The sequence below is a fragment of the Variovorax humicola genome, assembly GCF_037889915.1.
GTDB lineage: Bacteria > Pseudomonadota > Gammaproteobacteria > Burkholderiales > Burkholderiaceae_C > Variovorax > Variovorax humicola.
Genome location: NZ_JBBKZV010000003.1, coordinates 164,181 through 189,097, shown reverse-complemented (window position 1 = coordinate 189,097; position 24,917 = coordinate 164,181). Strand labels below are relative to the sequence as shown.

Sequence of the window (24,917 nt, the reverse complement as noted above, 5' to 3'; positions counted from 1 at the left end):
ATCATCTCCTTGGTGCCCCAGGTCAGTGCAGGTCATTCGCTGCTCCGCAGCACTTCTTGAACTTCTTGGCGCTGCCGCAGGGGCAGGTCTCATTGCGCCCCACCTTGGGTTGCATCGACTTCGCCACCTCGCGCTCATAGACGGCGCGTCTGAGCGGGAGCCAGTGGGCATGCATGTCCAGCACCGCTTGCGGGATCTGGAGTGCCAACTCGGCCCTCATGGCGGGCGTCTTTGTGAGTTCGTCCTGATCCACGGAGAAGTCGTCTTCGCCGAGCAGGCCGATCGGCCTGAACCAGGCTTGCCCTTGCGGCGTTGATAGCAACGGCTGCCAATCATTCCAGCAGAGCTTCATTCCCTCAACGAAGCCGTAGGCCCACGACTCAGCGTCGTCATATTCCCGCTTGTCGCCCTCGTAGGTCATTGTTGACCAGCCGGGACTGACCACTCGCGGCACCTCTTCCAGCCCGGAAATGATGCTGTTGAAGTGACGCATGACCAATCCCAAAATGTGGTTCAACTGCTCGATTGACTCCATCGGCGGCATCATCTCCTTGGTGCCCCAGATCTGGGGCAGCCACCGCCTCGGCTGCACGGTGGTCGGACCAACCGCAAGGGCGTGCATGAACCCGTCCACCATGTCCAGCGTCATCACCTCTTCCGTGTCGACCTGGTAGAGGAGGAATCGGTCAAGCTCGTCGTACTCGTCCTCGGACAGTGGGGCAAATGGGTGGGTCATTGATTCGATCGAATGCAGGGTATGACCGCGAAGGCGCAGCAGGCGCATCGGGGGTGTTTCATGCTCACACGTCTATATTCGACGCCCGCAACGCATTCTGCTCAATGAACTCCCGCCGCGGTTCGACCTCGTCGCCCATCAGCATCGTGAACACGCGATCCGCCTCGATCGCGTCGTCGATCTGCACGCGCAGCAATCGTCGCACGTTCGGGTCCATCGTCGTTTCCCACAACTGTTCTGGATTCATCTCGCCCAGGCCCTTGTAGCGCTGCCGCGAGGTCGTGCGTTCGGCCTCGCCGATCAGCCACTTCATCGCGATGCGGAAGTCGGCGACCTTTTCTTCCTTCGCTCGTTCGCCTTCGCCACGCTTGACGACAGCTTGTTCACTCAGCAAGCCGCGGAAGGTATTTGCCGCTTCGGCCAGCGCAGCGTAGTCCGCGCCGTGCACGAAGTCCTGCGTGATCACGCTGCTCTTGATGTTGCCGTGGTGCCGACGGCTGATGCGCAGCAGAGGCTTATCGGTGCGCACGTCGAATTCGCTTGCCACTTCGGCAGGCACGCCCGTCGTGTTGAGCTCTCGCAGCTTGGTCTGCAGCGCGACCGCGCTGGCTTCGGCGCTGCCCGTCGTATCGAGGTTGAGCACCACGCCGTCTGCAATGGCGCGCAGCGCTTCAGCGTCCATGAAATTGCGCAGCCGAGCAATGACGGCCTCGGCCAGTTGGTGCTTGCGCGCCAGCTCCGCCAGCGTGTCGCCGCTGATGGTGGTCGACTTCTCGCCGCCGGTTTCAATGCTCGCATCCTTCAACGCCACCTTCAGCAGGAAGGCATCCAATGCGGGCCCGTCCTTCAGGTATTGCTCTTCCTTGCCGACCTTCACCTTGTAGAGCGGCGGCTGCGCGATGTAGATATGCCCGCGCTCCACCAACTCCGGCATTTGCCGATAGAAGAACGTCAGCAGCAGCGTGCGGATGTGCGCGCCGTCCACGTCGGCATCGGTCATGATGATGATGCGGTGGTAGCGCAGCTTGGCGACGTTGAAGTCGTCCGCGCCGCCGCCCGACGTGGTCGCGCCCGCGCGGCCGATGCCGGTGCCGAGCGCGGTGATCATGGTCAGGATTTCGTTGCTGGTGAGCAGCTTCTCGTAGCGTGCCTTCTCGACGTTCAGGATCTTGCCGCGCAGCGGAAGGATGGCCTGGAACTTCCGGTCGCGGCCCTGCTTGGCGGAGCCGCCGGCAGAGTCGCCCTCCACCAGGTACACCTCGCACAGCGCGGGGTCCTTTTCCTGGCAGTCGGCCAGCTTGCCGGGCAGGCCCATGCCGTCGAGCACGCCCTTGCGGCGCGTCATCTCGCGCGCCTTGCGTGCTGCTTCGCGCGCACGGGCGGCCTCGACGATCTTTCCGCAGATGATCTTGGCGTCGTTCGGGCGCTCCTGCAGGTAGTCTGTGAGCAGCTTGCCGACGATGTCTTCCACCGGCGCGCGCACTTCGCTGCTGACCAGCTTGTCCTTGGTCTGGCTGGAGAACTTGGGCTCCGGCACCTTCACGCTCAGCACGCAGCACAGGCCTTCGCGCATGTCGTCGCCGGTGATCTCGACCTTGGCCTTCTTGGCGAACTCGTTCTCTTCGATGTACTTGTTGATGACACGGGTCATCGCGGCGCGCAGGCCGGTCAGGTGGGTGCCGCCGTCACGCTGCGGGATGTTGTTGGTGAAGCACAGCACTTGCTCGTTGTAGCCGCTGTTCCACTGCATCGCCACTTCGACGCCGATGTGCGTGCCGGGAATGCCGCCGTAGGTGTCGGCCGGGCGCTCGCCTTCTGCATAGAACGAGTTCGGGTGCAGGACGGTCTTGCCCTTGTTGATGAACTCCACGAAGCCGCGCACGCCGCCGGCACCCGAGAAGTCGTCTTCCTTGCCGGTGCGCTCGTCCTTCAGGCGGATGCGCACGCCGTTGTTCAGGAAGCTCAGCTCGCGCAGCCGCTTGCTCAGGATCTCGTAGTGGAAGTCCGAGTTCTCCTTGAAGATCTGGACGTCGGGCAGGAAGTGCACCTCGGTGCCGCGCTTGTCGGTGTCGCCGATGATCTTCATGGGCGACACCTCGACGCCGTCGACCTTGTCGATCAGGCGGTTCTGGACGAATCCGCGGCTGAATTCGAGCTCATGGATCTTGCCTTCGCGCCGCACGACGAGGCGCAGCATCACGCTCAGCGCATTCACGCAACTTACGCCGACGCCGTGCAGGCCACCCGAGACCTTGTAGCTGTTCTGGTTGAACTTGCCGCCGGCATGCAGTTCCGTCAGCGCGATCTCGGCCGCCGAGCGCCTGGGCTCGTGCTTGTCGTCCATCTTCACGCCAGTCGGGATGCCGCGGCCGTTGTCGGTGACGGAGATCGAGTTGTCGGTGTGGATGGTGACGACGATGTCGTCGCAATGGCCGGCCAGCGCTTCGTCGATGGAGTTGTCGACCACTTCGAACACGAGGTGGTGCAGGCCGGTGCCGTCGGAGGTATCGCCGATGTACATGCCAGGCCGCTTGCGCACCGCCTCCAGCCCTTCGAGGATCGTGATGGAGCCTTCACCGTACGAGGTGTCCGGCGCGGTAATTTCAATCGGGATCGCGCTCTCGATCTCCGCCGTGTAGACCGGCTCGGTGTGCGGGACATCCGCCTTGTTTACTTCACTCATGACTTCCTCTCTTCACTCTCTCTCGGGTACCAGCGGGTGTCTCAACTCAGCTCGGATCAAATCCGCATCGGCATCACGACGTACTTGAAGCTCGTGTTTTCCGGAATGGTCAGCAGCGCGGAGCTGTTCGAATCGGCCAAGTCGAGCTTGACCATGTCCTGGCTCATGTTGGCAAGCGCATCGATCAGGTAGGTGACGTTGAAGCCGATCTCGATCGCGTCGCCGCCGTAGTCGATGTCGAGCTCGTCCTGGGCCTCTTCCTGCTCGGCATTGCTCGACGCGATGCGCAGCGTGCCGGGCTCGATGTTAAGGCGCACGCCCTTGAACTTCTCGCTGGTCAGGATGGCGGTGCGCTGCAGGCTGGCCAGCAGCGGCGCGCGGCCGAGCGTGACGGTGTTCTTGTGGTTTTTCGGAATCACGCGGTTGTAGTCGGGGAACTTCCCCTCGACCAGCTTGGTGACGAATTCCATGCCGCCGAAGCTGAACTTGGCCTGGTTGCTCGCGAACTGCATCTCGATCGCGCCCTCGGCGTCCGACAGCAGACGCTGCATCTCGAGCACCGTCTTGCGCGGCAGGATCACTTCCTGGCGCGGGACTTCGACATCGAGCATGGCCGAGGCGAAGGCCAGGCGGTGGCCATCGGTCGCGACCAGGCTCAGCTGCTTGCCTTCGGCCACGAACAGGATGCCGTTGAGGTAGTAGCGGATGTCGTGCACCGCCATCGAGAACGAGACCTGGCTGAGCAGGTCCTTCAGCGTCTTCTGCGGCACGCTGAACACGGGGCCGAAGCTCGCGGCCTCCTGTACCAGGGGAAAGTCCTCGGCCGGCAGCGATTGCAGCGTGAAGCGGCTCTTGCCGCCCTTGAGCACAAACTTGCTCGCGCTCGATTCGAGGCTCACGGTCTGGTCGGACGGCATGGTGCGCAGGATGTCGATGAGCTTGCGCGCACCGATGGTCGTCGTGAAATTGCCTTCGTCGCCGCCCAGCTCGGCAGTCGTCCGAATCTGGATCTCGAGATCGCTCGTCGTGAGCTGCAGCTGCCCGCCCGTCTTGCGGATCAGCACGTTGGCCAGGATCGGCAGCGTATGGCGACGTTCCACGATGCCCGATACCGACTGCAGCGCAGCGAGAACTTTTTCTTGTGTGGCCTTCAGGACGATCATTGCTTACCTCTTCCTAACTTTCTTTGAGTTGCGTTCCGACACTTGAGGATCATCAGCCCTTGAGCGTCTGCTCGAGGACGTGCAGTTGCTGGTTCAATTCGGTGAGCTGCTGGCGCTCGCCCGAGATCTTGCGCACGGCGTGCAGCACCGTCGTGTGATCGCGTCCGCCGAACAGCTCGCCGATCTCGGGCAGGCTCTTCTGCGTGAGTTCCTTGGCCAGGTACATCGCGATTTGGCGCGGCCGCGCAATGCTGGCCGGCCGCTTCTTGCTGTACATGTCGGCGACCTTGATCTTGTAGTAGTCGGCCACCGTCTTCTGGATGTTCTCGACCGAGATCTGCCGGTTCTGGATGGACAGCAGGTCGCGCAGCGCCTCGCGCGCAAGCGCGATCGAGATCTCTTTCTGGTTGAAGCGCGAGTACGCGAGGATCTTGCGCAGCGCGCCTTCGAGTTCGCGCACGTTGGAGCGCACGTTCTTCGCGACGAAGAAGGCCACTTCCTCCGGCATTTCCGCCGACTCGGCACGCGCCTTGTTGATCAGGATGGCCACGCGCATCTCGAGCTCGGGCGGTTCGATGGCCACCGTCAGCCCCGAATCGAAGCGCGAGACCAGCCGCTCGTGGATGTCGGCCAGGCCCTTCGGATAGGTGTCGCTGGTCATCACGATGTGCGACTTCTTGGCCAGCAGCGCCTCGAAGGCATTGAAGAACTCTTCCTGCGTGCGATCCTTGTTGGCGAAGAACTGCACGTCGTCGATCAGCAGCAGGTCCAGCGAGTGATACCGCTCCTTGAACTCATCGAAAGTCTTGCGCTGATAGGCTTTGACCACATCCGACACGAACTGCTCGGCATGGATGTAGAGAACTTTGGCATCAGGGCGGTCGTGCAGCAGGCGGTTACCCACAGCGTGCATCAAGTGGGTCTTGCCCAAACCGACGCCGCCGTAGATAAACAGCGGGTTGTACAGGTGGCCCGGCATGCCGGCCACGTGCATGGCGGCGGCACGCGCCATGCGGTTGGCCGTGCCTTCCACCAGTGTCTCGAATGTGAGGCCGGAATTGAGGCGGTTCTTGAAGCCGGTGGCAGCCGGATCCTCGCCCGGACCCGCCACGTCGCGGGGCACGTCGGTCTCGGCAAGCGCAACCATAGGTGAAGTCCGCACGGGCATTTCACGCGGAGCAAGCGCTAACTCCACGGCTACTGGCTGACCGTAAAGCTTCTCTGCCATCGCGGCAATGCGGCCGGCGTACTGGGCGCGAATCCAGTCCAGCTTGAATCGATTGGCGACGAAGACCGTCATGCGCGACAGGTCGTCTGCGACTTGCGCAGTGAGTGGTTTGATCCAGGTGTTGAACTGCTGTTCGGACAGTTCCTGCGCGAGCTGGTCGACGCAAGCCTGCCACAGGCTGTCGCCTATGCTGTCACTCGACATGGGGCTGCGGACGAATGGTGAAACCCTCTGTCATCTCTGTTTATTTTGTGGATATTTGCTGGTGCGAAGCGCCGGGCATTCTAACTTGTCAAAAACTTATCCACACGCCCGCAACGTCCGTGGAAAGCCCGAGTAAACCGGCCTCCATTGTTGCCACACTAAATGTCTGCGATAATCGCGGGTTTCCCTGAATGCCTCTTAGTGTGTGTGTTTCGGGGGCGTCCGACACCTTCTGTCGGGCTTATCAGGAAGAACCATCATGAAACGCACCTACCAAGCATCCAAAGTCCGCCGCGCCCGCACCCACGGTTTCCTCGTCCGCATGAAGACCCGCGGCGGCCGCGCTGTCATCAACGCACGCCGCGCCAAGGGCCGCAAGCGCCTGGCCGTCTGACGGCCCCGCGGGCGCCGTTGCCGGCATCCAGTCCATCGGAGCCATCGCCCGCTACTTCGGCAGGCGCATCGGCTCCCATGCAACGGCTCAAGACCCGCGCCCAGTTCCAGGCCGTCCTCGCGGGTTCTACCGTGGCGCGCACTGCTCACTTCGCCCTGCACCGTTGTGCGCTCGATGGCCCGTTGCTTTCCGCTGATTCCCCCGCTGCTGCTGCGCCGCTGTTCACCGTCGACGACGTGTGGATCGGTGCAATGGTGCCCAAGCGCTGGGCCAAGCGGGCAGTCACGCGCAATGCGATCAAGCGTCAGGTCTACAACGTGAGCGCTTCGGCCGACGTGGCTTTGCCGCGCGCGGCGCATGTGGTGCGCCTGCGTGCCGCGTTCGATCGCAAGGAATTCATCAGCGCCAGCTCCGAGAAGCTGAAGGCCGCCGTTCGCGCCGAACTCCAGCAGTTGCTCGCACGCGCGGCTGCGGGCGCCGCCGCAAGGGCCAGACCGTGATACAGCGCCTGCTGGTCAGCATCGTCAAGACCTACCGGCTTTTGCTGAGCCCATGGCTCGGTGCGTCCTGCCGCTTCGAGCCGACCTGCTCGGTCTACGCGATCGAGGCGCTGCAGGTGCATGGCGCCGCATATGGCTGCTATCTCACGCTCAAAAGATTGGCCCGATGCCAGCCCTGGTGCCAGGGCGGGCATGATCCAGTGCCGCCTGCAGGGGGGTCTGCAAAGACTGATTCAGGCGCGCTGTTCACATCTCTAATCTCCGACAAGAAATCTTCTTCATGAACGATATCCGCCGAACCATCCTGTGGGTGATCTTTGGTTTCTCGCTGGTGCTCCTGTGGGACCAATGGCAGGTCTACAACGGCAACAAGCCGACTTTCCTGAACGCCCCCACCAAGCCGGCGGCCACCCAGCCGGCCGCACCCGGTGCTCCCGCACCGAGCGCCGTGCCGGCCGCCGCGGGCAATGCGGGTGGCAACGCAACCGCCGTGCCGGCGCAAGCGACCGCACCGGCCGGTGAAAAGGTGACTGTGTCGACGGATGTTTTCAAGGCGACCATCGACGCCCAGGGCGCCACGCTGTCGCAGCTTGAGTTGCGCAAGTACGTCGACCAGACCAACAACGGCGGCCTGATCGAGACCTTCAAGAAGATGTTCGGCATGCCCGTGCCGCCGAACGAAATCAAGGACGTGACCTTGATGGAAGACAACTCGCCGGCCACGCGCTACGTTGCGCAAACCGGCCTGCTGAACCCGGTCGATACCGGCGACAGGTTTCCCAACCACCTGAGCCAGATGACGGCCAAGCCCGGTCCGCGCGAAATGGCCGATGGCCAGAACACGCTCGAAGTGGTGTTCGAGTCGCAGCCCGTGGGAGGTCTCAAGTACGTCAAGACCTATCTGTTCACGCGCGGCGACTACTCCATCCGCGTCAAGCACCAGGTCGTGAACACGAGCGACCAGCCGCGCGACGCGCAGCTCTACCTGCAGTTCGTGCGTCATGGCACCGTGGCATCGAGCACGATGTTCGGCACCAACACCTTCACCGGTCCGGCGCTCTATACCGAAGAGAAGAAATTCCACAAGGTCGATTTCAAGGACATCGAGAAGAAGAAGGTCGAAGTACCGCCACCTGCAAGCAATGGCTGGATCGCCATGGTCCAGCACTACTTTGTGTCGGCCTGGTTGTTGAACGCGCCTGACAGCAAGGATCTGAAGCGCGAGTTCCGCGTGGCGGACCTTGGCAACAACCAGTTCTCGGTCGCCATGGTGCTGCCGCTGAACAAGCTCGCACCCGGCGCCAGCCAGACCATCGACACCGATCTGTTCGCCGGCCCCGAAGAAGAAAAGAAGCTCGAGGCGCTCGCACCCGGCCTCGAACTGGTCAAGGACTACGGCATCTTCGCGATCATCTCGAAGCCGCTCTACTGGCTGCTGAACCAGTTGCACAACCTGCTGGGCAACTGGGGCTGGTCGATCGTCGCGCTGGTGGTGTTGCTGAAGGCGGCCTTCTACTGGCTCAACGCCAAGGCTTACGCCAGCATGGCCAAGATGAAGGCCATCAGTCCGAAGATCACGGAAATGCGCGAGCGCATGAAAGACAAGCCGCAGGAGATGCAGCAGGAAATGATGCGCATCTACCGCGAAGAGAAGGTCAACCCGATGGGCGGCTGCTTCCCCATCATGATTCAGATCCCGGTGTTCATCGCGCTCTACTGGGTGCTTTTGTCGTCGGTCGAAATGCGCCACGCACCGTGGATTGGCTGGATCCATGACCTCTCGGCGCCGGACCCCTGGTTCATCCTGCCGGTGGTGATGACGGCCACCTCGCTGTTCCAGACCTGGCTCAACCCGACGCCGCCGGACCCGATGCAAGCCCGTCTGATGTGGATCATGCCGCTCGCGTTCAGCGTGATGTTCATCTTCTTCCCGGCCGGCCTGGTGCTGTACTGGATCACCAACAACTCGCTGTCGATCCTCCAGCAGTGGTTCATCAACAAGCGGCTGGGCGTGCTCGGCAAGAAGTGATGCCGGTCTGACCCGCCAACCCACAGGGGCCGCTGACCGCGGCCCTTTTGTTTTGCGTCTGAAAGAATGTCGCCCATGCTTGCCCGCACCACCGATCCGATCGTTGCCATCGCCACCGCACCCGGACGCGGGGCGGTCGGCATCGTGCGCGTGTCGGGCGCGGGGCTGGCGCCTTTGATCGCAGCTATTTGCGTCAGGCCGCTCAAGGCGCGGGAAGCGACATACCTGCCATTTCGCGACGCCGCCGGCGAACCCGTCGACCATGGACTGGCGATTCATTTCCCGGCTCCGCACTCTTTCACCGGCGAGGACGTACTCGAATTGCAGGCGCATGGCGGCATGGTGGTGCTGCAGTTGCTGCTGGCCCGTTGCCTCGAGGCTGCGAACGAAGTCGACGCGTCCAGCGGCCGTGCGCGTCTGCCGGGCCTGCGCCTGGCGCAACCAGGCGAGTTCAGCCAGCGCGCTTTTCTGAACGGCAAGGTCGACCTGGCGCAGGCCGAGGCAATTGCGGACTTGATCGATGCCAGCACCGAGGCCGCTGCGCGCAGCGCCGGCCGTTCGTTATCGGGAGCGTTCTCGCGAGAAATCCATGGACTGCGCGATGCGCTCATCCATTTGCGCATGCTGGTCGAGGCCACCCTTGACTTCCCGGAAGAAGACATCGACTTCCTTCAGAAGGCCGATGCGATCGGCCAACTCAGAGCGCTGCAAAACCAATTGGCTGCGGTGCAACTGCGTGCGCGGCAGGGCGCGTTGCTGCGCGAGGGCATCAAGGTGGTCATCGCGGGCCAGCCGAATGCCGGCAAGAGCTCGCTGTTGAACGCTCTCGCCGGCGCGGAACTCGCGATCGTGAGTGCCGTTCCGGGCACCACGCGCGACGTGGTGGCCCAGACCATCCAGATCCATGGCGTGCCCGTGCACGTGGCGGACACCGCCGGCCTGCGCGAAAGCAGCGACGAGGTCGAGCAAATCGGCATCGCGCGCGCTTGGGACCAGATCGAATCTGCCGACGCGGTGCTGTTTCTGCACGATCTGACGCGTGCGGACAGCCCGGACTACGAGGCGGGCGACGCAGGCATACTGAATTTGCTCCGGCGAAAGCTGCCGGCCGGCGTGCCAGTCCTGGACGTCTGGAGCAAGCACGACGCCGTCGCGGTCGCGCAGCAGCACGATGGCCTGAGTTTGTCGGCAAAAACCGGTTTCGGCATTGAAGCACTACGCACGCGCTTGCTCGAAATCGCTGGCTGGCAGGCGGTGCCGGATGGCGTGTATCTTGCTCGGGCACGCCATGTGCATGCGCTGGCCCGTGTCGCGGACCATGTTTCGTTGGCTGCCGATCAGCTGGCAGCCCGCCATCCGGCGCTGGATTTGCTGGCCGAAGAGCTTCGTCTGGCCCAGAACGCGCTGAATGAAATCACTGGCGCATTCGGAGCGGACGAGCTTCTAGGTGTGATTTTTTCTCGATTTTGCATAGGCAAGTAAATCGAATGTTTTATATCAGTGACAATTGTTCCCAAGAGTATGTTGATTCCCCGCATACTTGCGTCGGCTATTGAGGATGAACCATGTCTTCCGTCATTCAGGAACTTTGTCGCGCCATCGCGCAAAACACGAGCTATGACGCCTTTGCGCCCGCCTTCTCGCAGGCGCAGTGGGATCTGCTGGGCGCCTATCTGCAGTCGATCGATCTGCCCGCCGGGCAAGTACTCATCAACCAGGGCATCCAGGACCGCACCCTGTTCTTCATCGAGAGCGGCGCGCTGAGCGTTCACGTAGTTGGCGAGGAAGGCCAGATGCAACTCGCAATCCTCAATCCGGGTTCGGTCGTCGGCGAGGGCGCTTTTTTTTCCCGGCTGCCGCGATCGGCCAATGTTGTCGCCACCGGCTCGGCGCGCGTCTGGCGCCTGAGCCCGATCCGATTCGCCGAACTGGCCAATCGCCAACCCGCTGTGGCCCTCGAACTCACGCTGGCGCTGGGCGCCGTGATCGCCAAGCGCATGGTCAACAAACCCAAGCGCGTGGCGGTGACCTGAGGCTGGAGCAGTCTCCCCAATCGCCCGGCGCAGTTACAAACTGATAGGAGGCGTGGACAATGTCTGTGGTATGTGCAGCTTGCGCCGCGGAAAACCGCAATGCTGCGAAGTTCTGCAAGGGCTGCGGCACGAAGCTGGCTTTGAGCGCACCGATTCGTACGCCCGTTTCGGAGCCCAATGACGAAGCGGCTTGGCCGGCCACCGCGCCGGCGCCCGCGCCCCATCCCCGCCCCGAGCCTGCGTCGGAACGCGAAGACGCCACTGTGATCATGCGAGGCGCTGCCGGTCGCGGGCCAACGGCATCGGCGCCAGTCCCACCGCCCGCCGCTCTCCGCGATCCCGTGCCGATTCGGCCGCAATCTGCTCGGCATTCCCCGTCTTCCAGCCGGCTGTCATCAAGTCGCACGAGGGCAAATCGCAGCAAGGCCCTCGGCGTCGGTTTTTCCGTTCTGGTGGTCGGCCTGGCGGCCGGCGGCGCCTGGTGGTATGCCGTGCGCGGCGACAACACGCGGCCGCCCGTCGAAGCCGCCGCGTCGGTGCCTGCAGTCGCCAGGCCTGCGCCGGCAGCAATCGCCGAGCCTGCTGCAGTTGCGACACCGCCCGCGCCTGCCGCGGTGGTCACGGCGCCTGCGCCGGAACCATCGCCTGTCATCACCGGGTACGCGTCGCCGCCGCCAACGCATGCGGAAGTCGCGCCGCCTGCTCGCCCGCCCGTGGCCGTGACGCCCAAGCCCAGAAAGGCGGCAGTCGCTGCCGCACCTGTCGCGCCGCCGCCGCCGCCCGTCGTAGTTGCAGAGGCCGCGCCACCACCGCCAGCGCCTCCTGCTAACCCACAGACAGCCTGCGAAGGCCGCAACTTCATCGCCATGGCGCTATGCATGGCTGAGCAATGTGGAAAGGCGGAGTTCAAGGCGACGGCGCAATGCGAGGCGGTCCGGGCGCAACAACGAATCGAAGATGAAAAACGCAATCCCAGCCTGATCAATTAGGTCTGGTGGGCGAAGTCAGGGAGTCCATGGAAATGCTTTGTCCGGCTTGTTCCCGGGAAATCGAGGGCCCGGCCCGGTTTTGCGACCAGTGCGGTGCGCCCATGGATTCGCACCGCCGCCGCATGGTGTTGTGGGGTGGTGCACTTGCGATGGCGCTGACGGGGGCGTGCGGTATTGCGGCGCAACGCTGGCTGCCCAAGACTTCGGTCGCGCCGGCTGAACTGCTCGAGGCCATGTCGAATGCCATCGCAAACGGGCAGGTGGTGCCCGGGCGCGATCCGATCTGCGTCGCCAATGGTCTTGCCTACGACAAGGAACCGGTCAACGTCCAGACCGGCAACACGGCGACGTTGTCGTGGATGGACATGCTGGTCGATGCGGGACTTTACGAGCGGCCGGTGGGCGGGCAGTCGGGGGGCTTGCTGTCCCAATCGATCTCGATCTACCGGCCCTTGCCTGAACTCGCCCGATGGGGCGGCGGCCGGCGGCTCTGCGTGGCGCGCGCAGTGCGGCTCGATGCGGTGTCGAACGTCGGTCCGGTCGAAGACATGCGCCTGCGCGGCAAGCGCTACACCGGCGTGCTGGCAGATGTCCGCTGGAGGCTCGACGATCCTGCGCCGTGGTTGGCGATACCCGGCGTCAGCGAAGCCCTGGCACACGAACTCCCCGGCTGGCGAAGCGCGCGCTGGCAGCCGGGCCCGCATGGCTGGGCGCTGACGCAACGCAAGAGTTTCGTGCTGGTCGACAGCCGCTGGACGGCGGGGGATGCGGTCGAGCGCGCTGCGCCGACGCGCACCAACCCGGACCCGATGTAGGGCATCCGCACCGGACGCCCAGTCAACGAGCCACGAAACAAGACGTTGCGTGGTGGCCGACGCTGCCCGGAGCGGATCAGCCCTTCTGCAACTTGTCCACCGCGATGGCCAGCGCAGCCGGCTTGCCCGACAGCACCAGCGTGTCGCCGTCGGCCAATTCGGTGTCATCGAGCAACTGGACGGCCTTGCCATCATGGCGACGCAGGCTGGCCACGCGAACGCCCAGCGCATGCAGCGCGAGCCGGGCGAGCGGTTGGCCGATGGCGCGGGCGCCGGGCGTCAGCGTGAAGGAGTTCAGCCGCTCGTGGTCGACCTCGTCGGCGTTGTCGTCGTCGGCGCCATGGAAGTACCCGCGCAGCAGGTTGTAGCGCGCGTCGCGCTGTTCCTGCACCACGCGGATCACGCGCCGCATCGGCACGCCGACCAGTGCCAGCGCATGGCTCGCCAGCATCAGCGATCCTTCGATCGCCTCCGGCACCACTTCGGTTGCGCCGGCCGTGCGCAGTCTTTCAAGATCATGGTCGTCCTGTGTGCGCACGATCACGGGCACCTGCGGCGCATGCGCCCGGGTGTTGGCCAGCACCTTGAACGCTCCCGGTACGTCGAGGTAGGTCACCACCACGGCACTGGCCCGCGCCAGGCCCGCAGCCATCATCGCCTGCAGCCGTGCCGCATCGCCGAACACCACCGAGTCGCCTGCTGCGGCAGCTTGCCGGACTCGATCCGGATCGAGGTCGAGCGCCATGTACGGGATGCCTTCGCGCTCCAGCATGCGCGCCAGGTTCTGGCCGCAGCGGCCGTAGCCGCAGATGATGACGTGCTGGCTGGTGTTGATGGTCTTGCGCGCGATGTTGGTCATCTGCAGTGACTGTTGCAGCCAATCGCTTGCCACCAGCTTGCGCACGATCTTGTTGCTGTAGAGGATGATGAACGGCGTCCCCAGCATCGAAAGCACCATCGAAGCCAGCACCGGATTCCCCAGCCAATCGGGCAGCAAGCTCCGGTCGTACGCGAGTGCCAAAAGCACGAAGCCGAACTCGCCCGCTTGCGCAAGGTAGAGGCCAGTTCGCAGCGACACCCCCGCGGTCGAGCCGAGCGCCCTCGCCAGCACCGTCACCAGCAGCAGCTTGAACAGCAGCGGCAGCGCCAGCAGCGCCAGCACCAATGGCCATTGCGAGACGGCCACGTGCCAGTCGAGCGTCATGCCGACCGTGATGAAGAACAGCCCGAGCAACACGTCGTGGAACGGACGGATGTCGGTCTCGACCTGGTGCTTGAACTCCGTCTCCGACACCAGCATGCCGGCGATGAAAGCGCCCAGCGCCAGCGAAAGTCCGGCGAACTGGGTCAGCCAGGCCATCCCCAGCGTGAGCAGCAGCACATTGAGGATGAACAGCTCCTCGCTGCGCAAGCGCGCCACGATGGTGAGCCACCAGCGCATCACGCGCGGGCCGCCGTAGAGCAGGATGAACACCAGGAAGCCGCCTTTCGCCAGCGCCAGCGCCAGCGCCTTGAACAGGACTTCGGGCTGCGCGCCGAGGGCGGGGATCAGCACCAGCAGCGGCACCACGGCGAGATCCTGGAACAGCAGCACGCCCATCACGCGCTTTCCGTGTTCGCTCTCCAGTTCGAGCCGCTCGGCCATCAGCTTGACCACGATCGCCGTGCTGCTCATGGTGAGCGCAGCCGACAGTGCCAGCGCTGTCTGCCACCCCAGCTTCCATTGCGGCGGCAGCCACGCCGCGACAATCAATGCACCGGAAGTGGCAATCGTCATCGTCAGCAGCACCTGCAGCAGACCCAGCCCGAACACGTGCTTGCGCATGGCGCGCAGCTTGGGCAGGCTGAACTCGAGTCCGATCACGAACATCAGGAATACCACGCCGAATTCGCCGAGGTGCTTGATGCCCTCGGAGTTGTCCGCCAGCGCCATCGCGTGCGGCCCGATCAGCACGCCCGCCACCAGGTAGCCCAGCATCGGCGGAAGCTTCAGCGAGCGGCACGCCACCACGCCGATCACTGCGGCCAGCAGGTACAGGAGTGTGAGTTGAAGCGCCGACATGGCCCGATGCTAGAGGAACTGCGTGACTTTGGAGGCGCCGCCTAAAATCCCGGCGATGAGTTCCCTCCCCGACTTGCCCCCCGGCACCGACGCCGACGCGCTGCTGGCGCGTGCGCGTCTGACCTTCGACATCGAAGCCGCTGCCGTGCTCGGACTGAAGAACCGGGTCGGGCCGAGCTTCGTGAACGCGGTGCAGCGCATCCTCAACGTGCGCGGCCGCGTCGTGGTGATGGGCATGGGCAAGAGCGGCCATGTCGGCCGCAAGATCGCCGCCACGCTGGCCTCGACAGGCTCGCCGGCCATGTTCGTGCATCCGGCCGAGGCCAGCCATGGCGACCTCGGCATGATCAAGACAGTCGACCTCGTGCTGGCCATTTCCAACAGCGGGGAAAGCGACGAACTTGCCGCGATCCTGCCTGTTGTCAAGCGCCAGGGCGTGCCATTGATCGCGATGACCGGCGGGCTCGATTCCATGCTGGCGCGCCACGCCGACGTCGTGCTCGACAGCGGCGTCGAAAAAGAAGCCTGCCCGCTCAACCTGGCACCCACCGCGAGCACCACCGCGCAAATGGCGTTGGGTGACGCATTGGCCGTCGCCCTGCTCGATGCGCGTGGATTCGGTGCCGAAGACTTCGCGCGCTCGCACCCCGGCGGCGCGTTGGGCCGCAAGCTGCTGACGCATGTGAGCGACCTGATGCGCAGCGGCGACAACGTGCCCCGCGTCGCACCGACTGCCTCGCTCAGCGAGTTGATGCGCGAGATGAGTTCCAAGGGCCTGGGCGCCACCGCCGTGGTCGATGCGGATGGCCGTGCGATCGGCATCTTCACCGACGGCGACTTGCGCCGCCTCGTCGAGACGGGCGCGGACCTGCGCGAACTCACCGCCGCCGACGTCATGCACAAGGGACCCCGCACCATGCGCGCCGATGCGCTGGGCGTGGAAGCGGCCGAGCTCATGGAGCAATACCGCATCACCAGCATCCTCGTCAACGATGCGGCCGGCCTGCTCATCGGCGCCATCAGCATCAACGACCTGATGCGCGCGAAAGTCATCTGATGACAGGAACACCGCTCCTTCGTTTCGACACCGAAACGCTGCTTGCCGCGCAGGACGTGCGCATCGTGTTCTTCGACGTCGACGGTGTGCTCACCGATGGCGGCGTCTACTTCAGCGAACACGGCGAAACGCTCAAGCGCTTCAGCATCCTTGACGGACTCGGCCTGAAGTTGCTGCGCCTGGCAGGTATCACGCCGGCCGTGATTACCGGGCGCGATTCGAAGCCGCTGCGCGTGCGGCTCGAAGCGCTCGGCATCGAGCACGTCCGCTACGGTACTGAGAACAAGCTACCCGCAGCCGAGGCCATGTTGGCCGCGCTTGGCCTCGATTGGAAGCAGGCCGCAGCCATCGGCGACGACTGGCCCGACCTGCCCGTGCTCGCCAGATGCCGGTTCGCTGCGGCGCCCGCCAATGCGCATGTCGAAGTGCGCACCATCGCGAACTACGTGACCACTGCGCGCGGCGGCGACGGCGCGGCCCGCGAGTTCTGCGATCTGCTGCTGACCGCCAGCGGGCACTACCGCCGCTTGCTCGACGTGGCGCGAGGGCCGGTCGCTTGACTGCCGGTGCCCGACGCCTGATCGCCCTGCTGCGCCTCGGAATCGACCGCGTCAGCCTCTACCTGCCGATCATCGTGGCCGGCGCCTTGGCACTGGGCACCTATTGGTTGGTGCGCAACGCGCCGCGCCTGTCGGTGCCACCGCCCAAGGAGGCGCCAAGCCATGACCCGGATTACTTCATGCGTGGCTTCGTGGTGAAGAACTTCCTTCCGAACGGCGAAATGCGCAGCGAGATCTCGGGCTCCGAAGGGCGGCACTACGCCGACAACGACACCATCGAGGTCGATCAGGTCAAGCTTCGCTCCGTCTCGCTGCAAGGCCTGGTCACGCATGCCTCGGCCGACCGTGGCTTGTCCAACGGCGACGTCAGCGAGGTCCAGCTGTTCGGCAATGCAGTCGTGATACGCGACGCTGCCGTCGGCCCCGATGGCCGGCCGATACCGCGGCTCGAGTTCCGTGGCGAGTTCCTGCACGCGCTCATTGACAGCGAGCAAGTACGCTCCAACCAACCAGTCACCTTGACGCGCGGCACCGACCAATTCACGGCGGACTCCATGGACTATGACAACCTGAGCGGCGTCGCCCACCTGAACGGCCGGGTGCGCGGTGTATTGATGCCATCGCCATCGGCCGCTGCTGTGCCAAAACGCTGACGACAAGAAAAGGGGAGGCATGACACAACGCCTGGTCTTCATCACCGGCGCATCGAGCGGCATCGGCCAGGCCCTCGCCGCGCGCTTCCACGATGCGGGCTACAACCTCGCGCTGGTGGCGCGTCGCACCGAACAGATCGAGTCATGGGCCATTGCCCGCAAGCTTGACGCCGCGCGCTATCGAATCTACAGCGCGGACGTGGCGCAGATCGACAGCGTCGTGGCCGCCGGCAACGACTGCATCGCCCGGCAAGGCGTACCCGACGTGGTGATCGCCAATGCCGGCGTCAGCATCGGCATGGATACCGCCGAGCGCGGCGATCTGGATGTCCTGGCTAGTACGCTCGCCACCAACAACATCGGCCTGGCCGCCACTTTTCATCCCTTCGTTGCCGCGATGGCCGCGCGCGGCAGCGGGCGGCTGGTCGGCATCGGCAGCGTGGCCGCGATCCGTGGGCTGCCGGGCCATGGCGCCTATTGCGCGAGCAAATCGGCCGTGGTCGCTTACTGCGAAAGCCTGCGCGGCGAAATGCGGCCCAGCGGCGTCAAGGTCGTCACGATCTGCCCCGGCTACATCGACACGCCGCTGACCCAGGGCAACCGATACGGCATGCCGTTCCTCATGAAGGCGGAAGATTTTGCCGAGCAGGCCTATCGCGCCATCGAGCGAGGCGTGAGCTACCGCGTGATCCCGTGGCAGATGGGGGTGGTCGCCAAGCTCATGCGCATGTTGCCGAATGCCGTCTACGACCGGGCGGTCCAGGGGCGCGGGCGCAAGAAGCGCCTCGGCGAAAGCTGACGGGCAACAAAAAGGCTCCCGAAGAAGCCTTTTGATATTGGCGCGAGCACCAGCCGATCAATAACCGCTGTTGCCGCCGCTGTTGCCGCCGTAACCGCCGCCACCACCACTGCGGCCACCGCCGCCGCGCGGGCCGGCGCCATAGGGGCTGCGGAATCCGCCGTCGCCGCCCCCACCGCCACCACCGTAGCCACCGCCGCTGCGACCACCGCCACCACCACCGTAGCCACCGCCACCACTGCGGCCGCCACCACCGCCGGAGCCGCCGCCACCGTAGCCACCGCCGCCACCACCATAGCCACCACCGCCGCCGCCATAGCCCCCGCTGCGGGGCGGACGGGCTTCCATCGGACGCGCTTCGTTGACGACGACGCTGCGACCGCCGAGTGGTTGACCATTCATACCGTTGATGGCGGCCTGCGCTTCTGCATCGCTGCCCATTTCGACGAATCCGAAGCCCTTGGAGCGGCCGGTGTCGCGTTCCATCATGACTTTGGCGCTGGTCACTGCGCCGAACTGCCCGAAGGCCTGTTCGAGGTCACCGTCGCGCACGGAATATGGCAGGTTGCCGACGTACAGTTTGTTGCCCATGACGGGACTCCTATAAACACATCAAAGAAAGCGATGGAGTCCCGACTGCATATCCAACATGAAACGCTGAGTCGCGCGAAACTGACCGATCACCCACATTTGCGTCATCCAAATGTTGCGGAGGTACGCTCGCTCATTATGTGTGAAATACACATTGTGCAAGCATAAATTTGTATCCCGCGCCACGCTTGAGTAACTAAGAAAGTTAGTACATACTTACTAACCACGCCGCGTCGCAGGGCTAGAATGGCTGTTGTCATCGGGGAGTAGCCGCCTTCCATTGCGAGAAGGGCATACGTCAACAGACTTGTTCTGCGCCCAGCGGAACATGGCGCAGGCAGTGTCCCACCTGGCGAGACCTTTGACTGTGCAACTTCGGGAATACGGCCGAAGGTGTTGCATGGTCAATTGCGTCCTTCGGCCCAAGGAACTCACAACTCATGGAAGCATTACTGGTTGCAACCGGCATCGTCTCGCTTGCCGAAATGGGCGACAAGACCCAACTGCTGGCACTCGTGCTCGCGGCGCGGTTTCGCAAACCCTGGCCAATCGTCATAGGCATTTTTGCCGCAACGATCGTCAACCACGGCCTCGCAGGTGCGGTCGGAACCTTCGTCACGCACTGGCTTGGCCCGGTCGCATTGCGATGGATCCTGGGTGTGTCGTTCATCGCCATGGCGATCTGGATGCTGATTCCCGACAAGCTCGATGAAGAAGACACCGCCACGCGATCGCACTTCGGCGTGTTCGGTACCACGGTGGTTGCGTTCTTCCTGGCCGAGATGGGAGACAAGACCCAGATTGCCACCGTCATGCTGGCAGCGCGCTTCGTCAACGATTACTTTCAGGTCGTCGCTGGCACTACGCTCGGCATGATGCTGGCCAACGTGCCGGTCGTGTTCTTCGGCGAACGCATCATGCGGCGCGTGCCGATCAAGCTCGTGCACGGCGTTTCGGCCGCGATCTTCCTTGGTCTCGGCGTCATCGCAATTCTCAGCTGAGTTCGCGGAGATATACTTCGCCTGCGCCGATTTGCTACAGCTTGCGGGCGCTTAACAAATTCAGCTAAAGACCGTGGCCGACCCGGCTCGTTTTTTTAGCGAGGCCGGGTTTTTTCATGCGCATATTTGCCCCCAAGCTCATCCCTTCCTGTATTGCTGCCCCCGGCAGCCGGGCGGTCGTCGATGTTTGAAGCCGTTCCACAGTCGATGTCCTTCGCTTCCCCGCTGGCGCTGCGCAGCGGCGCGTCGGTCGCTGACTACACGCTCGCCTACGAAACCTACGGCACGCTCAACGCGGACAAGAGCAACGCGGTCTTGATCTGCCATGCGCTCAACGCCGACCACCACGTGGCAGGCAGCTATGCGGGCAAGCCGAAATCAGAAGGCTGGTGGGACAACATGATCGGCCCGGGCAAGCCGGTCGATACCAATCGCTTTTTCGTCATCGGCGTCAACAACCTCGGCTCGTGCTTTGGCTCTACCGGCCCGATGCATGTCAACCCCGCCACCGGCCGCGTCTACGGCGCAGACTTTCCGGTTGTGACGGTTGAAGACTGGGTTGACGCACAGGCCACGCTGCTCGATGCCCTCGGCATCCGAACGCTCGCCGCCGTCATGGGCGGCAGCCTCGGCGGCATGCAGGCGCTCAGCTGGGCCTTGCAATATCCCGACCGCGTGCGCCATGCAGTGGTCGTGGCAAGCGCACCGAATCTCACGGCCGAGAACATCGCCTTCAACGAGGTCGCGCGCCGTGCCATCGTCACCGATCCGGACTTTCACGGCGGCCACTTCTACGACCACGGCGTCGTGCCGAAGCGCGGCCTGCGCATCGCCCGAATGATCGGTCACATCACCTACCTGAGCGATGACGTGATGAACGAGAAATTCGGCCGCAGCCTTCGCAGCGCGGCCGAAGGCGAATCGGTCGGATCGAGCTACCGGTATTCGACGCAGCAGGTCGAGTTCCAGATCGAAAGCTACCTGCGCTACCAGGGCGACAAGTTCGCCGAGTACTTCGATGCCAACACCTACCTGCTCATCACCCGAGCGCTCGACTATTTCGACCCGGCGCGTGCATACGGCGGCAACCTCACCGCGGCGCTCGCCAAGGCAACGGCCAAGTTCCTGCTCGTGAGCTTCACCACCGACTGGCGCTTTTCGCCCGCCCGCAGCCGCGAGATCGTCAAGGCGCTGCTCGACAACCACCGCAGCGTGAGCTACGCCGAGATCGACGCACCGCATGGCCATGATGCCTTCCTGCTCGACGACGCACGCTACTTTGGCGTGGTGCGCTCCTATTTCGAGCGGATTGCGGTTGGCAGCGAAGGGAGCGCGGCGTCATGAGCGACCTTGCAACGCAAAGATTGATTGCGCAACTCGTGCCGAAGGGCTCGCGCGTGCTCGACCTGGGTTGCGGCGACGGCGCATTGCTCGATCTGCTGCAGCGCGAACGAGGCTGCAACGGCTACGGCGTGGAAATTGCCGATGGCAACGTCATCAAGTGCGTCCAGCGCGGCGTCGACGTGCTGCAGTTGAATCTCGACGAAGGCCTGACGATGTTCGGCGACGCGTCGTTCGACGTGGTGCTGCAGATCGACACTTTGCAGAACTTGCGCAACGCCGAGATCATGTTGCGCGAAACCGCGCGCGTGGGCCGCATCGGCATCGTCGCGTTTCCCAATTTTGCGCACTGGCCCAATCGACTGAGCGTGGCGCGCGGGCGCATGCCGGTCACGCGCCGCCTGCCCTATCAGTGGTACGACACGCCGAACATCCGCGTAGGCACCTTCAAGGATTTCGAGGTGCTCGCACAGCGCAACAACCTGCGCCTGCTCGACGCGTTCGGCCTGCAGAACGAGCGTGAAGTGCGCTGGCTGCCGAACGCGCGCGCCAGCACCGCCGTGTTCAAGTTCGAGCGCAGCTGATATTTGTGGGCGCGCACGCGCGAAGGGCGCGGGTAGTAAGCTTTGCGGCGGCCAACCGCAACAACAAAAATCAGGCAAAACGTCATGAGCTTCCCTCTGGGCTGCATAGCGGACGACTTCACCGGGGCGACCGATCTCGCCAACAACCTGGTGCGTGCCGGCATGCGCGTGGTGCAAACCATCGGCGTGCCAAACGGGCCGCTCGGCGTCGAAGTGGACGCGGTCGTGGTGGCGCTCAAATCGCGCACCATCGCGCCTGCCGATGCCATTGCGCAATCGCTCGAAGCCCTGCGCTGGTTGCAGGCACAGGGCGTGAAGCAGGTCTACTTCAAGTACTGTTCGACCTTCGACAGCACGCCTCGAGGCAACATCGGCCCGGTGACCGAGGCGCTGATGGACGCGCTGTCCACTGACTTCACCATTGCGACGCCGGCCTTTCCCGACAACCAGCGCACGGTGTTCAAGGGCTACCTGTTCGTCGGCGACGTGTTGCTGAGCGAAAGCGGCATGAAGGACCATCCGCTGACGCCGATGACGGACCCGAACCTGGTGCGCGTAATGCAGGCCCAGTGCAGGCGAAAGGTCGGCTTGATCGACCACCGCGCCGTGGCAGCCGGCGCTGATGCGGTGCGCGCGCGCATCGCGCAACTCAAGGCCGACGGCCTGGGCATTGCCATCGTCGATGCCGTGTCGAACGACGACTTGCTGCGGCTCGGCCCGGCCTTGGCCGACATGCCCCTGGTGACGGCGGGTTCGGGCGTGGCGATTGGATTGCCTGGCAACTTCGGTATCTCGCCTTCGCCCTACGCGGCTGTATTGCCGCCCGTGAGCGGCCTGCACGCGGTGGTCTCGGGCAGCTGCTCCACCGCCACCAACCGGCAGGTGCAGGACTTCATTGCCCGCGGCCATCCGGCGCTCGCGCTGGACCCGATTGCCGTGTCGGAGGGTCGTCAGGGCGCCGAGGCAGCGCTGGCCTGGGCCACGCCGTTGCTGGCGAAGGGGCCTGTGCTGGTCTACTCCACCGCCGACCCGCAGGCGGTCAAGGCCACGCAAAGCCGGTTGGGTGTCGAAGCCGCTGGCGCGTTGATGGAGCGCACGCTGGCCACGGTCGCGCGCGGCATGGTCGAGCGCGGTGTGCGGCGGCTGCTCGTCGCAGGCGGCGAGACATCGGGGGCCTGTGTGCAGGCGCTCGGCATCGCGCAATTGCAGATCGGCGCGCAGATCGATCCCGGCGTGCCGTGGTGCCATGCGCTGGCCGATGTCGCCCCGGCGACCGGCATGCACATCGCGCTCAAGTCCGGCAACTTCGGCAGCGACGACTTCTTCAGCAAAGCATTCGGCGCATGACCGAATCCGAGGCACGCGACGAGATCTGCCGCGTCGGTGCGAGCCTGTTCGCACGCGGCTATGTGCATGCGACCGCCGGCAACATCAGCGTGCGGCTGGAGGATGGCGGCTACCTCATCACACCGACCGACGCTTGCCTGGGCGCACTCGATCCGGCACGTCTCGCGCGGCTCGATGGCAACGGCAGGCAGTTGAGCGGCGACCGCGGCAGCAAGACCATCGCGCTGCACATGCGCATCTACGGGGAGGCGGCGCGCTTCGATGCCAACACCCGCTGCGTGATCCACACGCACAGCACGCATTGCGTGGCGTTGACACTGCTTCCACCGGCGCCTGATGCGCAGGAATTGCTGCCGCCGATCACGCCGTACTTCGTCATGAAGGTGGGCCGCGTGCCGTTGATTCCATACCACCGCCCTGGTGCGCCGGAAGCGGCCGATGCCGTGGCGCGATCCATCGCGCACCATGGCGAACGCGGCGTGCCGATCCGGGCCGTGATGCTGGAGCGGTTGGGCCCCAATGTGTGGCACGACACGCCGGCTGCCGCAATGGCCACGCTCGAGGAACTTGAGGAAACTGCGCGCCTCTGGCTGCTCACGCGCGACCGCCATCCCGCGCCGCTGAGCGAGGCCGCGATCGACGAACTGCGCGTCACTTTCGGCGCCCGTTGGTAGTACACACAGACGAGAGGACCACACATGCCACGATTTGCCGCCAACCTGTCGATGCTCTACACCGACTTGCCATTCCTCGACCGCTTCGAGGCGGCCGCCCGCGACGGCTTCAAGGCGGTCGAATACCTGTTCCCCTATTCGTTTCCCGCGAATGAACTGGCCTTGCGCCTGAAGGCCAACGGCTTGCAACAGGTGCTGTTCAACGCGCCGCCCGGCGGCGACTCGCCCGAGGCCAACAGCGCTGCATGGGACCAGGGCGCGCGCGGCACGGCCAGCGTTCCCGGCTGCGAGGCGGAGTTCCGCTACGGCGTACAGCGCGCGCTCGAATACGCTGCCGTGCTCGACTGCCCGCGCATCCACGTGATGGCCGGCTTGCTGGCCGACGGCCAGACGCGCGAGGGACTGCGCGGCGTGTACATGGACAACCTGCATTGGGCCGCGATCGAAGCCGCCAAGGCCGGGCGCGACATCCTGATCGAGCCCATCAACACGCGCGACGTCCCGCGCTTCTTCCTCAATCGGCAGGACCATGCGCACGAGATTGTCGAGGCCGTCGGCGCGCTCAACCTCCGGGTGCAAATGGACCTGTACCACTGCCAGATCGTCGAAGGCGACGTTGCGATGAAGCTGCGCAAGTACCTGCCGACCGGGCGCGTCGGCCACATGCAGATCGCCGGCGTACCGCAGCGGCACGAACCCGACATCGGTGAACTGAACCATCCCTACCTGTTCGAAGTGATCGACGAACTGGCCGAGCAAGGCTACTGGAATGGCTGGATCGGATGCGAATACCGTCCGCGTGCCGGCACCAGCGAAGGCCTGGGCTGGGCCCGCGGCTTGCTATGACGGGCTTTGCACGCCAACTGTCCTTTCAGGGTTGAATGGCCTTCACGCTCGCCGAACCGGTTCACAGTGAACTGCTGATCAAGAAGAGTCGCTTTATCGGCTGCGTGCAACGGATCGTTGACCGGCCTGCCGCGCTGGCCGTGGTTGCCGGCCTGCGGGCGCAGCATCCGGGCGCAGCGCATGTCTGCTGGGCGTTGATGGCCGGCGGCCAATCGGCCGCCAACGACGACGGCGAACCCGGCGGCACGGCGGGCCGGCCCATGCTCGAAGTGTTGCGGCACCAGCAACTGGAAGGCGTTCTGGCGACGGTGGTGCGCTACTTCGGCGGCGTAAAGCTCGGCGCCGGTGGCCTGGTGCGGGCCTACACCGACTGTGTGGCGCAAGCGCTGCTCACAGCGTCGCCCGTGCCGTTGGTCGCGGTGCGGCGTCTCTGCTGCGCCGTGCCGTATGCGCTCGAAGGCTTGGTGCGAAGAGAGATCGACGCAGCGGGCGGCGTGCTCGAAGACGTGCGCCACGAGACGCTGGTGCAGTTCAGTTTGACGCTGGCAGTACCGCAGGCTGCCGCCTTTATTTCGCGCCTTGACGATGCCGCACAAGGCCGCGTCGACTGGAGGCCTTGAATCTTCGC

General features: G+C 64.4%; 24 protein-coding genes, 1 pseudogene and 1 riboswitch. Of the genes and pseudogenes, 19 read left to right on the top strand and 6 right to left on the bottom strand.

Annotation, left to right across the window (positions count from 1 at the left end; translation table 11 throughout):
- Positions 1-22 precede the first annotated feature (22 nt).
- The 4 genes and pseudogenes from WKW80_RS07815 to dnaA form a co-directional block, all read right to left on the bottom strand.
- Positions 23-784, bottom strand: coding sequence for a UPF0149 family protein (locus tag WKW80_RS07815; RefSeq protein WP_340362990.1), 762 nt, complete (start codon positions 782-784; stop codon positions 23-25).
- 16 nt (positions 785-800) lie between these two features.
- Positions 801-3,320 (bottom strand): annotated as a pseudogene (gene gyrB, locus WKW80_RS07810) (DNA topoisomerase (ATP-hydrolyzing) subunit B); the annotation flags it as partial.
- Positions 3,321-3,475: 155 nt separating this feature from the next.
- On the bottom strand, positions 3,476-4,582 hold the full coding sequence (gene dnaN / locus WKW80_RS07805; protein WP_340362988.1) for a DNA polymerase III subunit beta: 1,107 nt from the start codon (positions 4,580-4,582) through the stop codon (positions 3,476-3,478).
- Positions 4,583-4,634: 52 nt separating this feature from the next.
- Positions 4,635-6,014, bottom strand: a complete 1,380-nt coding sequence (gene dnaA, locus WKW80_RS07800) for a chromosomal replication initiator protein DnaA (RefSeq protein WP_340362987.1) — start codon at positions 6,012-6,014, stop codon at positions 4,635-4,637.
- A gap of 259 nt (positions 6,015-6,273) precedes the next feature.
- Here dnaA and rpmH point away from each other — a divergent pair, with 259 nt between their 5' ends.
- From rpmH to WKW80_RS07760, 8 genes are all read left to right on the top strand, one after another.
- On the top strand, positions 6,274-6,408 hold the full coding sequence (gene rpmH / locus WKW80_RS07795) for a 50S ribosomal protein L34 (RefSeq protein WP_007834827.1): 135 nt from the start codon (positions 6,274-6,276) through the stop codon (positions 6,406-6,408).
- Between the two features lie 77 nt (positions 6,409-6,485).
- Positions 6,486-6,908, top strand: a complete 423-nt coding sequence (locus WKW80_RS07790) for a ribonuclease P protein component (RefSeq protein WP_340362986.1) — start codon at positions 6,486-6,488, stop codon at positions 6,906-6,908.
- Complete coding sequence (gene yidD / locus WKW80_RS07785) at positions 6,905-7,192, top strand: membrane protein insertion efficiency factor YidD (RefSeq protein ID WP_340362985.1); 288 nt, start codon at positions 6,905-6,907, stop codon at positions 7,190-7,192. Before WKW80_RS07790 ends, yidD begins: the two co-directional genes overlap by 4 nt.
- The gene (gene yidC, locus WKW80_RS07780) at positions 7,189-8,937 is read left to right on the top strand and encodes a membrane protein insertase YidC (protein WP_340362984.1); all 1,749 of its coding nucleotides are present in this window, start codon (positions 7,189-7,191) and stop codon (positions 8,935-8,937) included. The genes yidD and yidC overlap by 4 nt, the downstream gene beginning before the upstream one ends.
- A gap of 75 nt (positions 8,938-9,012) precedes the next feature.
- On the top strand, positions 9,013-10,419 hold the full coding sequence (mnmE, locus tag WKW80_RS07775; protein WP_340362983.1) for a tRNA uridine-5-carboxymethylaminomethyl(34) synthesis GTPase MnmE: 1,407 nt from the start codon (positions 9,013-9,015) through the stop codon (positions 10,417-10,419).
- A gap of 83 nt (positions 10,420-10,502) precedes the next feature.
- Complete coding sequence (locus WKW80_RS07770; protein WP_340362982.1) at positions 10,503-10,970, top strand: Crp/Fnr family transcriptional regulator; 468 nt, start codon at positions 10,503-10,505, stop codon at positions 10,968-10,970.
- Between the two features lie 452 nt (positions 10,971-11,422).
- Positions 11,423-11,959 (top strand): hypothetical protein, encoded by a 537-nt coding sequence (locus tag WKW80_RS07765; protein WP_340362981.1) that lies wholly within the window; start codon positions 11,423-11,425, stop codon positions 11,957-11,959.
- A gap of 101 nt (positions 11,960-12,060) precedes the next feature.
- Positions 12,061-12,774: a hypothetical protein gene (locus tag WKW80_RS07760; RefSeq protein ID WP_340362980.1), complete on the top strand. Its 714-nt coding sequence runs from the start codon at positions 12,061-12,063 to the stop codon at positions 12,772-12,774.
- Positions 12,775-12,850: 76 nt separating this feature from the next.
- On the opposite strand, the gene WKW80_RS07755 is transcribed toward WKW80_RS07760, so the two are convergent.
- Positions 12,851-14,836, bottom strand: coding sequence for a monovalent cation:proton antiporter family protein (locus WKW80_RS07755; RefSeq protein ID WP_340362979.1), 1,986 nt, complete (start codon positions 14,834-14,836; stop codon positions 12,851-12,853).
- Between the two features lie 55 nt (positions 14,837-14,891).
- On the opposite strand from WKW80_RS07755, the gene WKW80_RS07750 reads away from it, so the two are divergent.
- Genes WKW80_RS07750 through WKW80_RS07735 form a run of 4 tightly spaced genes read left to right on the top strand, consistent with a single transcriptional unit; the run spans position 14,892 to position 17,905 of the window.
- Complete coding sequence (locus WKW80_RS07750; RefSeq protein WP_340362978.1) at positions 14,892-15,893, top strand: KpsF/GutQ family sugar-phosphate isomerase; 1,002 nt, start codon at positions 14,892-14,894, stop codon at positions 15,891-15,893.
- Positions 15,893-16,453, top strand: a complete 561-nt coding sequence (locus WKW80_RS07745) for a KdsC family phosphatase (RefSeq protein ID WP_340362977.1) — start codon at positions 15,893-15,895, stop codon at positions 16,451-16,453. Before WKW80_RS07750 ends, WKW80_RS07745 begins: the two co-directional genes overlap by 1 nt.
- Positions 16,450-17,106 carry an LPS export ABC transporter periplasmic protein LptC gene (lptC, locus tag WKW80_RS07740; RefSeq protein ID WP_340362976.1) on the top strand — a complete coding sequence of 219 codons (657 nt, stop codon included), beginning with the start codon at positions 16,450-16,452 and terminating at the stop codon, positions 17,104-17,106. The genes WKW80_RS07745 and lptC overlap by 4 nt, the downstream gene beginning before the upstream one ends.
- A 19-nt stretch (positions 17,107-17,125) precedes the next feature.
- Positions 17,126-17,905: an SDR family oxidoreductase gene (locus tag WKW80_RS07735; protein ID WP_340362975.1), complete on the top strand. Its 780-nt coding sequence runs from the start codon at positions 17,126-17,128 to the stop codon at positions 17,903-17,905.
- Positions 17,906-17,962: 57 nt separating this feature from the next.
- Here WKW80_RS07735 and WKW80_RS07730 read toward each other — a convergent pair whose 3' ends face one another.
- Positions 17,963-18,496: an RNA recognition motif domain-containing protein gene (locus tag WKW80_RS07730; RefSeq protein ID WP_340362974.1), complete on the bottom strand. Its 534-nt coding sequence runs from the start codon at positions 18,494-18,496 to the stop codon at positions 17,963-17,965.
- Between the two features lie 249 nt (positions 18,497-18,745).
- Positions 18,746-18,929, top strand: a riboswitch (yybP-ykoY riboswitch).
- 7 nt (positions 18,930-18,936) lie between these two features.
- Here WKW80_RS07730 and WKW80_RS07725 point away from each other — a divergent pair.
- From WKW80_RS07725 to WKW80_RS07695, 7 genes are all read left to right on the top strand, one after another.
- Entirely contained in the window at positions 18,937-19,497 is a 561-nt protein-coding gene (locus tag WKW80_RS07725; protein WP_340362973.1) for a TMEM165/GDT1 family protein, read from the top strand.
- Positions 19,498-19,680: 183 nt separating this feature from the next.
- A complete protein-coding gene (gene metX / locus WKW80_RS07720; protein ID WP_340362972.1) occupies positions 19,681-20,841 on the top strand; it encodes a homoserine O-succinyltransferase MetX in 1,161 nt (386 codons plus the stop codon).
- Positions 20,838-21,422: a methionine biosynthesis protein MetW gene (gene metW, locus WKW80_RS07715; protein WP_340362971.1), complete on the top strand. Its 585-nt coding sequence runs from the start codon at positions 20,838-20,840 to the stop codon at positions 21,420-21,422. Before metX ends, metW begins: the two co-directional genes overlap by 4 nt.
- Positions 21,423-21,506: 84 nt before the next feature.
- The gene (gene otnK, locus WKW80_RS07710) at positions 21,507-22,769 is read left to right on the top strand and encodes a 3-oxo-tetronate kinase (RefSeq protein ID WP_340362970.1); all 1,263 of its coding nucleotides are present in this window, start codon (positions 21,507-21,509) and stop codon (positions 22,767-22,769) included.
- Complete coding sequence (locus tag WKW80_RS07705) at positions 22,766-23,443, top strand: class II aldolase/adducin family protein (RefSeq protein ID WP_340362969.1); 678 nt, start codon at positions 22,766-22,768, stop codon at positions 23,441-23,443. The genes otnK and WKW80_RS07705 overlap by 4 nt, the downstream gene beginning before the upstream one ends.
- A gap of 24 nt (positions 23,444-23,467) precedes the next feature.
- Positions 23,468-24,289 carry a 2-oxo-tetronate isomerase gene (gene otnI / locus WKW80_RS07700; RefSeq protein ID WP_340362968.1) on the top strand — a complete coding sequence of 274 codons (822 nt, stop codon included), beginning with the start codon at positions 23,468-23,470 and terminating at the stop codon, positions 24,287-24,289.
- A 35-nt stretch (positions 24,290-24,324) separates the two neighbouring features.
- Positions 24,325-24,909 (top strand): IMPACT family protein, encoded by a 585-nt coding sequence (locus tag WKW80_RS07695; RefSeq protein WP_340362967.1) that lies wholly within the window; start codon positions 24,325-24,327, stop codon positions 24,907-24,909.
- The last annotated feature ends 8 nt before the right edge of the window (positions 24,910-24,917 follow it).